The sequence below is a fragment of the Thermus sp. NEB1569 genome (assembly GCF_022385295.1).
GTDB classification, from domain to species: domain Bacteria; phylum Deinococcota; class Deinococci; order Deinococcales; family Thermaceae; genus Thermus; species Thermus scotoductus.
Genome location: NZ_CP092445.1, coordinates 476,755 through 489,207, shown reverse-complemented (window position 1 = coordinate 489,207; position 12,453 = coordinate 476,755). Strand labels below are relative to the sequence as shown.

General features: G+C 64.9%; 10 protein-coding genes. 6 read left to right on the top strand and 4 right to left on the bottom strand.

The genetic code is table 11. The annotated features are described in order from the left end of the window. The first annotated feature begins 31 nt into the window (after positions 1 to 31). The 5 genes from MI302_RS03180 to MI302_RS03160 all read left to right on the top strand — a co-directional run bounded on the left by MI302_RS03180 (position 32) and on the right by MI302_RS03160 (position 5,786). A complete protein-coding gene (locus MI302_RS03180) occupies positions 32 to 1,123 on the top strand; it encodes a site-2 protease family protein (protein ID WP_239726183.1) in 1,092 nt (363 codons plus the stop codon). A gap of 54 nt (positions 1,124 to 1,177) precedes the next feature. After that, positions 1,178 to 2,161 (top strand): TAXI family TRAP transporter solute-binding subunit, encoded by a 984-nt coding sequence (locus tag MI302_RS03175; RefSeq protein ID WP_239726182.1) that lies wholly within the window; start codon positions 1,178 to 1,180, stop codon positions 2,159 to 2,161. 61 nt (positions 2,162 to 2,222) lie between these two features. After that, on the top strand, positions 2,223 to 4,337 hold the full coding sequence (locus tag MI302_RS03170; RefSeq protein WP_239726181.1) for a TRAP transporter fused permease subunit: 2,115 nt from the start codon (positions 2,223 to 2,225) through the stop codon (positions 4,335 to 4,337). 29 nt (positions 4,338 to 4,366) lie between these two features. After that, positions 4,367 to 5,344, top strand: a complete 978-nt coding sequence (locus MI302_RS03165; RefSeq protein WP_239726180.1) for a TAXI family TRAP transporter solute-binding subunit — start codon at positions 4,367 to 4,369, stop codon at positions 5,342 to 5,344. A gap of 40 nt (positions 5,345 to 5,384) precedes the next feature. After that, positions 5,385 to 5,786, top strand: coding sequence for a hypothetical protein (locus tag MI302_RS03160; RefSeq protein WP_370687359.1), 402 nt, complete (start codon positions 5,385 to 5,387; stop codon positions 5,784 to 5,786). Here MI302_RS03160 and MI302_RS03155 read toward each other — a convergent pair. Together MI302_RS03155 and purU are read right to left on the bottom strand one after the other, a co-directional pair. Then, positions 5,783 to 6,997 carry a S1C family serine protease gene (locus tag MI302_RS03155; protein WP_239726178.1) on the bottom strand — a complete coding sequence of 405 codons (1,215 nt, stop codon included), beginning with the start codon at positions 6,995 to 6,997 and terminating at the stop codon, positions 5,783 to 5,785. The genes MI302_RS03160 and MI302_RS03155 overlap by 4 nt on opposite strands. Positions 6,998 to 7,044: 47 nt before the next feature. Then, positions 7,045 to 7,902 carry a formyltetrahydrofolate deformylase gene (gene purU / locus MI302_RS03150; RefSeq protein WP_239726177.1) on the bottom strand — a complete coding sequence of 286 codons (858 nt, stop codon included), beginning with the start codon at positions 7,900 to 7,902 and terminating at the stop codon, positions 7,045 to 7,047. A gap of 18 nt (positions 7,903 to 7,920) precedes the next feature. On the opposite strand from purU, the gene rraA reads away from it, so the two are divergent. Then, entirely contained in the window at positions 7,921 to 8,415 is a 495-nt protein-coding gene (rraA, locus tag MI302_RS03145; protein ID WP_038032373.1) for a ribonuclease E activity regulator RraA, read from the top strand. On the opposite strand, the gene MI302_RS03140 is transcribed toward rraA, so the two are convergent. Together MI302_RS03140 and mutS are read right to left on the bottom strand one after the other, a co-directional pair. Beyond that, positions 8,309 to 10,012 (bottom strand): ATP-binding protein, encoded by a 1,704-nt coding sequence (locus tag MI302_RS03140; RefSeq protein ID WP_239726176.1) that lies wholly within the window; start codon positions 10,010 to 10,012, stop codon positions 8,309 to 8,311. The genes rraA and MI302_RS03140 overlap by 107 nt on opposite strands. Then, positions 10,009 to 12,444: a DNA mismatch repair protein MutS gene (gene mutS / locus MI302_RS03135; RefSeq protein ID WP_239726496.1), complete on the bottom strand. Its 2,436-nt coding sequence runs from the start codon at positions 12,442 to 12,444 to the stop codon at positions 10,009 to 10,011. The genes MI302_RS03140 and mutS overlap by 4 nt, the downstream gene beginning before the upstream one ends. Between the last annotated feature and the right edge of the window lie 9 nt (positions 12,445 to 12,453).

The following is a 12,453-nucleotide window of genomic DNA, read 5'->3' as shown; positions in this document are numbered from 1 at the left end:
CTCCACCGCCAGCCCGTGCCTATACTGAGGCATGCTTCAGCGCGGCTTTCCCCTGTTCCGCATTCTGGGGATCCCCCTTTACCTGGATTTCTCCTTTCTCCTGATGCTGCCCCTCCTGGCCTTCCTCATCGGCAGCAACCTGCCCGTTTATCTGGAGCTATTTGGCCTTCCTCAGGACCCCTCCCTGCTCCAGGGCACCCTGCCCTTCCTTCTAGGACTTTCCGCGGCCCTTGGCCTTTTCGCCTCCGTGCTTTTACACGAGCTCGGGCACGCCCTGGTAGCCCGGCGCTTCGGTATAGAAACCAAACGCATCACCCTGTGGCTCCTGGGCGGGGTAGCACAGATGGAGAGGATTCCCAGGGAACCCAAAAAGGAGCTCTGGATTGCCCTGGCGGGCCCGACGGTGAGCTTTGCCCTGGCCCTCTTCTTCCGTCTGGTGCAGGCGGAATCCGGGGCCCTGGGGTTTCTCACCCACTATTTGGCCTTGGTCAACCTGATGCTGGGGCTATTCAACCTCCTCCCTGCCCTGCCCTTGGACGGAGGCCGGGTCTACCGGGCGCTTTTGGCCATGCGCAAACCCTACCTCCAGGCCACCCGGCAGGCCTTGGCCCTGAGCCAGGTGGTGGCCTGGGCCTTGGGGCTTTTCGGCCTTGTGGTCTTCAACCCCTTCCTGGTCCTGATTGCCTTTTTCGTGTACATGGCCTCGAGGGCCGAGGTAGAGGGCACTCTGCTGGCCCAGGCCTTAAGCGGGTTGAAGGCCAAGGACCTCATGACCCCAAACCCCCTGGTCATCCCCCCAGAGCTTACGGTCCAGGAAGTCCTGGAACTGGCCCTGGCCCACAAGGTTTCCGGCTTTCCCGTGGTGGAGGAAGGGCGGGTCCTGGGGGTGGTGGGCCTCGAGGGGCTGGAGGGCGCCAACCCCCTGGCCCCGGTGGTCCACTACCTAAAAGAACCCCTGATCCTCTCCCCCGAGGAGGACGCCCTCACCGCCTTGGAGCGCATGGCGGAGCACGGCTATGCCCGGGCCCTGGTGATGGAAGGGGGCCGCCTGGTGGGCATCCTCAGCAAAACCGACCTCCTAAGGGCCTTCCAGGTGCGGATGCTGGGGCATTCCTCACCTTGACAGGCGGAGGGCGGTGGGGTAGGTTAGGGGCGCAAAAGTATACGGGAGGCGACCATGAAGAGAGTCCTTATCCTCATCGGTCTGGTAGCCCTAAGCCTTGGCCTGGCGCAGAAGCCCAAGGTGGTGATAGGTACCGGGAGTACCGGAGGCGTATTCTTCTACTACGGCACCGCCGTGGCCGACATTCTCAACAAGGCCGGGGTGGCGGAGGCCCAGCCGGTGCAGACCGGGGGGTCCTACGACAACCTGCAACTCCTGCGGGACCGAACCTCGGGTAACACTTACTACTGCGCCCTCACCACCACCGACTCCGCCTACCTGGCCTATACCGGGGAGGAGCCTCGCTTTAAGGACAAGCCAGCCAAAAACCAGCGGGTCCTTTTCTACATGTACCCCTCCTTCATCCACATCGTGACCACGGAAAAGACCGGCATCAAGGTGGTCCAGGACCTGAAGGGCAAGCGGGTCTCCACGGGCCAGCCCGGCTCCAGCACCGAGAACCTCGCCCTTCTGGTGCTGCAGGGGGCCGGGATAAAGCCGGAAAGCTTTGCCAAGCGGGAACGCCTTCCGGTGGCGGAGGGAGCCAAGGCCCTGGCCGAGGGCACCCTGGACGCCTTCTTCTGGGTGGGAGGCGTGCCCACCAGCTCCATCGTGGAGCTCTCCCAGACCCTCGCCCGCAAAGGGGACCGCATCTACCTGGTGCCCATCGACCCCAAGAGCACCACCGCCCAGGTGGTCATGAAGAGGTTCCCGGGCCTGGTGGATCCCTACAAGGTGCCCAAGAACGTCTATAACACCCGCACCGACGTGCCGGGGCTGGTCACCGGCAACATCGTGGTCTGCCCGGACACCCTGCCCGCGGAGGCCGGCTATGCCATCATGAAGGCCGTCTTCGAGAACCTGGATACCCTCCGCACCGCCGTGGCCGCCGCCAAGGACACCAGCCTCGAGGCCACCGCCAGGCTTTACGGGAAGCTCCCCATCCCCTTCCACCCGGGAGCCGAGCGGTACCTGAAGGAGAAAGGCCTCGTCAAGTAAGCCATGCCTTAGCCCGGGTGCCCTGGAACCCTCCAGGCCCCGGGCTTTTTTGGAGGAAACCATGGAGCTAGAACATCCCAAGACTCCATCCACCCCTCTGGCCCGGCTGACCCACTGGATCCTAATCCTGGGAGCTCTTTACAGCCTGTATCTGGTCCTTCATCCCTTCACCCCCTTGGCCAAGGCCGAAATCCCCATCCTGGACATCGTCCAGCTTCAGCGAAGCACCCACGTCCTCTTTCTCCTTCTTGGGGGGTATCTCGTTTCCTTCTACCTCCCAAGGAAGCGCACCCTAGGGGCCTGGGTGTACTTCGCCTTCACCTTGATCCCCCTCTACAACTTCCTCTTTCCCAGCGTGCCCGGGGTAAACCTGCCGTGGGAGGCCAAGGCGGTGGGCCTCCTGTACTGGGGGGTGGCAGCCCTGCCTGCAATCCTCCCGCGCTTAAAACCGCCTGCCGACCTTCTAGCGGTTCTCCTGGCCCTCTTCCCCACCCTCTACCAGCTCCGCTTCTTTGAGGAGCTGGTCTACCGGGCGGTGCTTCCCGAGCCTTGGGACATGGCCATGTCCTTCGGGCTCATCATGCTGGTCCTGGGCCTGGTCTACCGCCTTCTGGGTCCGGTGATGCCTGTATTGGTCCTCTTCTTCTTCAGCTACAACCTCTATGCTGACCTCTTCCCCGGGGCCTTCAGGGGAAACCGCCAGGGAATAGACCTCCTACTGGGCAAAACCTTCAACGAAACCGAGGCCGGCATCTACGGGCTCATCACCGGGGTCTCCGCCAAGTACCTGGTCTACTTCACCTTGCTTTCCGGCATGATCGGGGCCTTGGGCCTGGGGAAGGTGGTGGCCAACCTGGCCTTAGCCCTGGTGGGCAAGCATCCCGCCACCCCTGGACGGGTTACCGGCCTGGCCAGCGTGTTCATGGGAATGTTTTCCGGCTCCGGGGCCGCGGACACCCAGTTTGTGGCCGCCCTCACTAAGCCCCTTTACGAAAGGGCCAACTACGATCGCCTGGTGGCAGCAGGCCTGGTGGCCACCGCGGGCACCATTGCCCTCATCACCCCCCCGGTCATGGGCTCCATCGCCTTCATCATGGTGGAAATCCTACAGATCTCCTACCTGAAGGTGATCATCATGGCCCTGGGGCCGGCCTTGCTTTACCTAACCGCCGTTTTGGCCTTCAACGAGTTCTACTCCCGAAAGGCGGGCCTGCCCCCCGTGGGAGCGGAGCTGGGCATGAGCCGAAGGGCCTATATCCTTCGCTATAGCACCCTCTTTTTGCCGATCCTCCTCATCATCGCCATGCTCTACATGGGCTACGAGGTGCGCACCGCCGCCAGCCTGGCCCTCCTCTTCTTCATCCTCCTCACTTATCTGGACCCCACCCTGAGGCCTAAGAACCTGGCTCCCATCTTCCAGGGGCTTTCCGAGGGCTTCCGCACCCTGCTCCCCATCGGCACAGCCGTGACCGCCGCCAACCTCATCTTCGCCATGATGGTGATTAGCGGCCTTCCCTCCAAGTTCAGCCAGCTTCTCCAGCAGGTATCGGGGGAAAGCCTCCTCCTCGCCACCCTCATCACCGCCATCTTCAGCCTGATCCTGGGCATGGGAGTGCCCCCCACCGCCACCTACGTGCTCACCTCGGCCCTCACCGCCCCGGCCATCATCGCCCTGGCCAAGCAAAACGGCATCCCCGACTCCGCCGCCATCCTCGCCACCCACATGTTCCTCTTCTACTATGCGGTCCTGGCCGATGTAACCCCGCCCGTGGCCCTTTCCGCCTACGCCGCAGCCAGCGTCTTCGGCACCAACCCCCTGGTCACCGGGGTCTATGCCGCCCGGGTAGCCCTCGCCAAATATCTGGTAGGCTTTTTCTTCCTGCTCTCCTACTCGGGCACCGCCCTCCTCATCGTGCCCGTGTTGGAGAACTCCCCTCCCGGCGAGGCCTGGGGCATGATCCTGGAGCGCTTCTTCTCCGTGGCCATCGGCATCGTCTACCTTTCCGCCTCCGCCGCGGGGTATACCCGCAGGCCCCTGGCGCGCTGGGAAGCCTGGGCTTTGGGCATCCTTGCGGTTTTCCTCTTCGCGCCCTACGGACCCCTGAACCTGGCAGCCTTCCTGCTCGGGCTTCCCTTCTTCCGCAAAGGGTTGACGGGAGCGCGCGGGAAGCCTTAGGGTAAGGCCGAAGGAAAGGAGGTAAGGCTATGAAGAGAGCCCTGTTGATCCTCTTGGCCTTGGCGGGTTTGGGTCTTGCCCAGAAGCCCAAGGTGGTGATCGCCACCGGGGGTGTGGGGGGGGTGTACTTCTACTACGGCACCACCCTGGCGGAGATCTGGAGCAAAGCCGGGGTAGCCGAGGCCCAGGCCATCCAGACCGCGGCTTCCATTGACAACCTGCTCCTTTTGGAAAACCGCACAGGCGGGGGCACCTACTACTGCGGCACCGTGTTGCCCGATTCCGCCTATTTGGCCTACACCGGCCAGCACGATCGCTTTAAGGAGAAACCCGCCAAAAGCGTGCGCATCCTCTTCGCCATGTACCCCAACTTCCTGCACATCGTAACCCGGGAGGGCACCGGCATCCGGGTGGTGCAGGACCTCAAGGGCAAGCGGGTATCCACCGGGGCCCCGGGCTCGGGCACGGAGGTGGAGGCCTTGCTGGTCCTGCAGGCCGCCGGGATCTCCCCCAAGGACTTCGCCAAGCAGGAGCGCCTGGGGGCCCAGGAAAGCGCCAACGCCTTAGCCGAGGGCAACATCGATGCCTTCTTCTGGTCGGGAGGCCTCCCCACCGGGGCCATCACCGAGCTTTCCGCCGCCCTGGCCCGGAAGGGGCAGAGGATCCACCTGGTGCCCTTGGATCCCAAGAGCACCGTGGTGCAGACCTTCCAGAAGCGCTTCCCCGGCCTCGCCGGCCCTGGGGTGATCCCCAAGGCGGTCTACGGAACCCGGGCCGATACCCCCACCCTCACCTTCTGGAACCTCTTCGTATGCCCGTCAAGCCTCCCCGAGGAGGCCGCCTACGCCCTCACCAAGGCCACCTTTGAGAACCTGGCCACCCTGCGCCAGGCGGTGGCCGCCGCCCGGGGCACCACCCTGGAAAACGCCGTCCGCTTGGTGGGGGGCACCATCCCCTACCACGAGGGGGCCCTGCGCTACTTCCGGGAAGCCGGGGCCCTGAGGTAGAACCCTCCAAGGGATGCCAGAGGGAAGGACCCTAAGGAGGTTGGCCTGGGCTCAGCTCCTTCGGAGTTGGGCCCTTTGGCTCTTTCTTCTTGCCCTCTTTCTGGTGCGGGTGGTGGAGGTAGAGGAAGGTGGCCGGAAAACCTACCTGGCCCTCTTCCCCTGGGAGGAGGTGAGGGTAGAGTTCGTGAACTCGGTGACGGGAAGGCCCGTCCTCTTGGAGTTTCGCCCCCTCTTCCGCCTCCAGGACTTCCGGGCCTACACCGACCCGGAAACGGAAGCCTACTACACCGCCGGAGAATACTCCTGGAATCAGTCCCTGGCCAGGGAGAGGCGGAAAACCCTGGCCTACTGCTCCGAGGTGGGCCTGGCCTTAAAGCTGGGAAGCACCTGGTTCCGCGTGGAAAAGGGGTGCCTTCGCCTCCGCCTCCTCTGGCCCCCTTAACGGAGGATCTGGGGGACTACCTTCAGGGTAAGGGTGCGGCCCTGGCGCCAGACCTCGAGGACCACTGCCTCTCCCGGCTTCTTGCCGTAGAGCACTTGGCGAAGCTGGGCGATGGAGGTCAAAGGCACACCGTCGGCCTTCAGGAGCACATCCCCGTCCACCCCCACCTGCAGGGTCTCCCCCGTGGGAAGTTGGATGTAGGCAAACCGGCTTGGGGCCCTTAAGCCCGCCCGGGCGGCAGGGCTATTCCGCTCCACCTCCTGGACCATGAGGCCGGAGGCGGGAAGCCCGTACTGCTGGCGTAGCTTCTCCGGGTAGATGGAAAGGGGGATGAGGGACACGCCAAGCCGGGGACGGCTCCTGACGATCTCCTCCGCGGTCAGGGTCTTCCCCGCCTTCAGCTCGGGAAGGTACTGCTTCACCAGGTTGATGGGCAGGGCAAACCCCACCCCGGCGAACTGGGCGGCCCCGAACTGGCCCGTGGGGGTGAAGATGGCGGTGTTGATTCCTATCACCTCCCCCCGGGAGTTCAAAAGGGGCCCCCCGGAGTTGCCGGGGTTGATGGCGGCATCCGTCTGGATCACCTGGGGCACCAGGCCCGACTCATCCCCGATGGCCCCGGGGTTTTCCCGGATGGCGGAGACGATCCCCTGGGTCACAGTGAACTCCAACCCAAAGGGGTTTCCCATGGCGATGGCCTTCTGCCCCACCCGGATCCGATCCGAGTCCCCCAAAACCAGGGGGACAAGCTTCTCCTTAGGGGCGTTCACCTTGAGGAGGGCCAGATCCAAAGGCGGGGCCGCCCCCACCAGGCGGGCTTGGTACTCCTTGGGGTCGTTGTGAAACTTGATGGTGATGCGGCTCGCCCCCTCCACCACGTGGTAGTTGGTGAGGATGTACCCTTCTTTGTCAATGACAAAGCCGGAGCCCGTTCCCTGCTGGGGAGGCATCTGGAGGAAGGGGGCGAAGAACTCAAAACCCGGAGGGAGCTGAACGCTTTGCGGCCGGGTGACCACGGAGACGTATACCACCCCGTCCCCGTAGCGTTCCACGATCTCCACGGTGTTGCGCTCGTATTCCAAAAGCCCCGTATCGGAGGAAGGTTGGGGCTGGGTGCGCTGGGTCTGGCCGTTGCTTAACCCCCACCAGAGCACCGCCCCCGCCATTAGGGCAAGGACCAGAAAACCCAAAAAGGACCGACCAAGGTTCATGCACCACCTCCCGGGCTTTACCTTACGCCTTCCCGGTTAGACCTAGGTTAAACAAAGACCACGGTCTTATTGCCGTGGACCAGGATGCGGTCTTCCAGGTGCCAGCGTACCGCCCGGGCCAGGACCGTGCGCTCCAGCTCCTGCCCAAGCCGCCGCATCTCCGCCACCGTGTGGCGGTGGGATACCCGCACCACGTCCTGCTCGATGATGGGCCCTTGGTCCAGCTCCTCGGTGACGTAATGGGCGGTGGCCCCGATGAGCTTCACCCCCCGCTCGTGGGCCTGGCGGTAGGGGTCGGCCCCGGCAAAGGCGGGCAAAAAGGAGTGGTGGATGTTGATGATGCGCATGGGGTAGCGGGCCACGAAACCGGGGGAGAGGATCTGCATGTACCGGGCCAGGACCAGTAGCTCCACCCCTTCCTCCTGGAGAAGGGCCAGGATCCTCTCCTCAGCCTCCTCCTTGCGCCCCTTTTCCACGGGAACAAAATGGTAGGGGATACCGAAGCGCTCCACCTCCTCCTGGTGATGGGGGTGGTTGGAGATCACCATCCGGAGGTCCATGGAAAGCTCCCCCACCCTGTAGCGCCAAAGGAGTTCCAAAAGGGCGTGGGCCGGCTTGGAGACTAAAATGGCCACCCGCTTTTTTTCCGAGGCATAGGTCAGGCGCCACTCCATCTGGAAGCGGCTTGCCACCACGTCCTGGAAGGCCCTTTCCAGGGCAGGGCGGGAAAGGTCCAGGTGGGGGGTGGTGAAGGCCAGGCGCATGAAAAAGGTTCCCCCTTCGGGATCGGTGGAATACTGCTGCAAATCGGTGATGTTGGCCCCATGGGCGTACAGGAACCCGGAAACCGCGGCCACGATCCCGGGCCGGTCCGGGCAGGTGATGAGGAGCCGCGCCTCTTCCATAGGCGCTACTATATCCCCATGGACTGGCGGACCACCGACCTTTCGGACGCCCACCCGGAGGCGGAAACCCTGCCCATGGTCTTCAGGAGCTTCGGCGGCAAGACCCGCTTCCAAGGGCGGGTGCGCACCCTGAAGGTCTTCCAGGACAACGCCCTAGTGCGAAGGGTGCTGGAGGAGGAAGGCGGAGGCCAGGTGCTGGTGGTGGACGGGGGAGGCTCCCTGAAGACCGCCCTTTTGGGGGGCAACCTGGCCCGGCTGGCCTGGGAGCGGGGCTGGGCCGGGGTGGTGATCCACGGGGCCGTGCGGGATACCGGGGAGCTCAAGGAAGTGCCCATCGGCATCCTGGCCCTGGCGGCCACTCCCAGGAAAAGCGCCAAGGAGGGCCTGGGAGAGGTGGACGTACCCCTTAACCTCCCCTGGGCCAGGGTTCTTCCGGGAGACCTTCTTCTGGCCGACGAGGACGGGATTCTTCTCCTGCCCTCGCCCCAGAGCGGCGGCCAAAGCGCCGGATGAGGTCCTCCTCCTTAAGGGCCAGCAGGGTGGGCCGGCCGTGAGGGCAGACCCAGGGGGTTTGGCACTGGAGGAGGGCGTCCAGGAGGACCTGGCCCTCGGTCCGGGACAGGGGGTGCCCTGCCTTCACCGCCGGCAGGCAGGCCAGGCGGGCCAGAAGCTCCGTGAGGCTTTTCCCCTCTCCCCTCAGGGCCTCGCGGAAGATCTCCGGAAGGAGGAGGGGATAGGGATGGAGGAAGGAAGGGGCCGCCAGGAGCCTGACCCTGCCTGGACCAAAGGCCTCGAGGGCAAAGAGGGAAGCCAAAACCTCCTTCCTCTCCGGCAAAAGGCTTTCCTCGAGGGGGGAAAGCTCCACCAAAACCGGATAGGGCAGGGCCTTCAGGCCCTCCTCCTTAAGGCGCCTCAGAAATTCCTCGTAGATCACCCGTTCGTGGGCAGCGTGCTGGTCCACCACGTAAAGGGTGTCCCCCGCCTCCGCCAGAAGGTAGCTGCCCCGGAACTGCCCCAGGTACCGCAAAGGGGGAAGCCCTGAAGGGGTGGGCGGGCTTAAGGGCATGAGGGGCCTGGGTTCGGGGAGGCTACGGGCCAGATTATGCCTTTGGAAGGCCTCCCTCAGACCTTCCTCCACAAAGGCCTCCGCCTCCTCCAAGACCGCCACCTCCTCCTTCCTGGCATCCAGCCGCAACCGGAAGGCCTCGAGGGGCAGGGTGAGGTTCAGGACGCCCACGGGGAAATGCCCCTCGGGAAGAAGCTCCCGGTAAGCCCGGCGCACGGTCTTCAGCAAACCCTCCGGCCAGGCCACGGGGCGGCCGTTGATGGCCAGGAAGAGAAGGTCGGGCCGCGTGCGGGAGGCCTGGGGTCCGGAAAGCAAGCCCTGAAGCCGCATGCCCCCGGCTTCCCGCTCCACGGGCAAGAGCCTTTCCGCCAGGACCCGGCCGAAGGCCAGCCGGGCCGCCTCCTTAAGCCCCGCACCCGGGAAGAGGAGCCGGGCCTCCCCCTCTGCGAAAAAGGCCAGGGAAAGCCAGGGATAATGGAGGAGATAGCGCCTTAACAGTTCCGCCACCTCCCGCTCCGAGCCTTCCCCTTCCCACCCCACCACCTCCACCCGGGTCCCCGGGGGGGCCGCCACCTCCCTAACCTCCACCCGCTCCCCCTGGGCCAGAAGAAGCCCCCCACCCACCTGAAAGCGGGGCCGGGAGCGGATCCTGAGAAGGGCGGCCTGCCTTAGAGCGTAAAGGGCCTGGCCGCGAAAGCCCAAGGCGGTGATCCTCCCGGGGTCCAGAAGCTTGCTGGTGGCGAAGGGTTCCACCGCCAAGGGAAGCTCGGCCAAGGGGATTCCCTGGCCATCGTCCTCCACCACGATCCTCCAGGTGTTTCCCTCCGGGAAAGCACGCCAGGTGTTTCCCTCCGGGAAAGCACGCCAGGTGTTTCCCTCCGGGAAAGCACGCTCCCGTCCCCCGCCGTAAAGCTCCACCCGCACCCTCTTGGCCCCTGCGTCCAGGGCGTTTTCCAAAAGCTCCCGCACCACATCTCTGAGGGAAAAGAGCACCTCGCCCCGGGCCAGGAGCCCCCGGAGCTCCTCAGGAAGCGGGCGGATCACCCCTTTATGGTATCCAGGGGAGCCCCCAGGGCCAAGGCCTTGAGCTCATGCAGGAGGCAGAGGGCCTCGAGGGGGGTCAGGGTGTTGGGATCCAGGGAGATGAGCCTCTCCAGTACTGCCTCCGCCGCTCCCTCCCTGCGGGCGGTGAGGACCTGGAGGAGGGCCTTGGCCCGTTCCACCACCTCCTTGGGAAGCCCCGCCATCCTGGCCACCTCCACCCCGTAGCTCTTGGAGGCCGGGCCGGGCAGCACCTGGTGGTAGAAGGTCAGGCCTCCTTCCTCCTCCTTGGCGGCCACGTGCAGGTTTTTGAGCCGGGAGAGGGGCAGGGCGGTCAGCTCAAAGTAGTGGGTGGCGAAAAGGGTGTAGCACCGCCTTTCGTGAAGGGCCTCGGCCACGGCGGTGGCGATGGCCACCCCGTCCAAGGAGCTCGTCCCGCGGCCCACCTCGTCCAGAAGGACCAGGCTTCTCTCCGTGGCTTCCTTGAGGATCAGGGCCACCTCCTCCATTTCCACCATGAAGGTGCTCCGCCCCCCTGCCAGGTCATCGGAGGCCCCGATCCGGGTAAGGATCCGGTCGAAGAGGGGGAGGATGGCCTCCTCTGCGGGCACAAAGCTTCCAATCTGGGCCAGAAGGGCGATGAGGGCCGTCTGACGCAGGTAGGTGCTCTTCCCCGCCATGTTGGGCCCGGTGACCAAGACGAGCTCGTGGGCCATCTCCAGGTCGTTGGGGACAAAGCTGGTGCGCCGCTCCACCACCGGGTGGCGCCCCCCGCGGATCTGAAGCCGATCGCCAAAACGGGGCCTCACGTAGCCGTAGCGCACCGCCACCTCCGCCAAGGCGGCATAGACGTCCAGCTCCGCCAGGACCCTGGCCGCCTCCCTGAGGGCCTCCGCCTCCTTCCTGGCCTTCTCCCTGAGCTCCAGGAAGACCTCCTCCTCCCGGCGGCGGATCTGGGCCTCGAGGCGGTAGAGCTCCCTTTCCCTCTCCTTGATCTCCGGCAGGGTGTAGCGCTGCCGATCCTTCAGGGTCTGGATGGCCTTGTACTCCGGGGGAACCCTTTCGTAGTAGGGTCGGGTAACCTCCAGGTAGTAGCCAAAGACGGCGTTATAGCCCACCTTCAAGGTAGGGATGCCGGTTCTGGCCTTCTCCCGCTCCTCCAGCTCCAGGAAATAGGCCACCCCCTCCCGGTGGGCCTGCCGCAGGGCATCCAGATGAGGATCATAGCCCTGGCGGATCAGCCCTCCCTCGGAGAGCTTGAGGGGCAGTTCCTCCTCCAAGGCCGCCCTCAACTCCTCCAGAAGGGAACCCAGGTCGGGAAGGACCACCTCTTCCCCCAAGAGGGCCCGGAGCTCGGGCAGGATCTCCAGGCTCCGGCGCAAGGAGCCCAGGTCCCGTGGGGATGCCCGCCCCATCTCCAGCCGGGTGGCCAGCCTTTCCAGGTCCGCCAGGCGGAAGAGGAGCCGCCTCACCCCTTCCCGCAGGGCCCCTTCCCTTACAAAGCGCTCTACCCGGTCCAGCCTGGCCTCCAGGGGACCCGCCTCCAGCAAGGGATGGCGGAGCCAGCTTTGCAACAACCTGCGGCCAAAAGCGGTGCGGGTTTCGTCCAGAACGCCGAAGAGGGTGTCCTGGCCCCGGATGGGCTCGAAGACCTCGAGGGCCCTTAACGTGGCCTCGGGCAGGTGCATGAAGGCCCCGGGGTCGTAGAGGCGGAAAGGCCTAGGGGAGAAACTTCCTCCCTGGGTCCATTCCGCGTAACGCAGCAGGGCTCCCTGGGCCCGACGCAGGGCCAAAGGACCCTCACCCATCGGCTCAAAAGCCGCCTCGGAAAGCATCACCGGAAATCGCTTCTGGAATTCCTCCACAAAATCCCGGTTTTCCCGGAGCTCCGGGGCCAGAAGCACCTCGGCGGGCCGGTGGCGGAATAGCTCGTCGTAGAGGGCGCTTTTGCTCTTAAGCAAGGTGCCCTTGAACTCCCCGGTGGACACGTCCAGAAAGGCCACCCCGAAACCATCCCCGGTGGCGATGGCCGCCAGGTAGTTGGCTTCCTTGGAAAGAAGGGTTTCCTGCACCAGGGTGCCGGGGGTGAGGAGCTGGGTTACCTCCCGCCGCACCAGGCCCTCGGCCTCTTCTGCGGGCTCCACCTGGTCCGCCACCGCCAACCGGAAACCCATTTTCAAAAGCCTTTCCGCATAGGCGTCAAAGGCCCTTAGGGGAATCCCCGCCATGGGGGTGGTGAAGTCCTTGCTGGTCTTGTGGGTGAGGACGAGGCCAAGGGCACGGGCGAGGCGCTCTGCGTCCTCCCCGAAGCACTCGTAGAAGTCCCCCACCTGGAAGAGGAGGAGGTAGTCGGGGTAGCGGTCCCTTAGCTCCACGTACTGCTGCAGGAGAGGGGGAAGGGGACCCGGGCCTTCACCCTTGAGCATGGGACTCATCATAACCCC

Bases quoted from the DNA above. Each gene is read 5' to 3' on its own strand.
- MI302_RS03180 (WP_239726183.1), top strand. From the start codon at position 32: ATGCTTCAGCGCGGCTTTCCCCTGTTCCGCATTCTGGGGATCCCCCTT.
- MI302_RS03175 (WP_239726182.1), top strand. From the start codon at position 1,178: ATGAAGAGAGTCCTTATCCTCATCGGTCTGGTAGCCCTAAGCCTTGGC.
- MI302_RS03170 (WP_239726181.1), top strand. From the start codon at position 2,223: ATGGAGCTAGAACATCCCAAGACTCCATCCACCCCTCTGGCCCGGCTG.
- MI302_RS03165 (WP_239726180.1), top strand. From the start codon at position 4,367: ATGAAGAGAGCCCTGTTGATCCTCTTGGCCTTGGCGGGTTTGGGTCTT.
- MI302_RS03155 (WP_239726178.1), bottom strand. From the start codon at position 6,997: ATGAACCTTGGTCGGTCCTTTTTGGGTTTTCTGGTCCTTGCCCTAATG.
- purU (WP_239726177.1), bottom strand. From the start codon at position 7,902: ATGGAAGAGGCGCGGCTCCTCATCACCTGCCCGGACCGGCCCGGGATC.
- rraA (WP_038032373.1), top strand. From the start codon at position 7,921: ATGGACTGGCGGACCACCGACCTTTCGGACGCCCACCCGGAGGCGGAA.
- mutS (WP_239726496.1), bottom strand. From the start codon at position 12,444: ATGAGTCCCATGCTCAAGGGTGAAGGCCCGGGTCCCCTTCCCCCTCTC.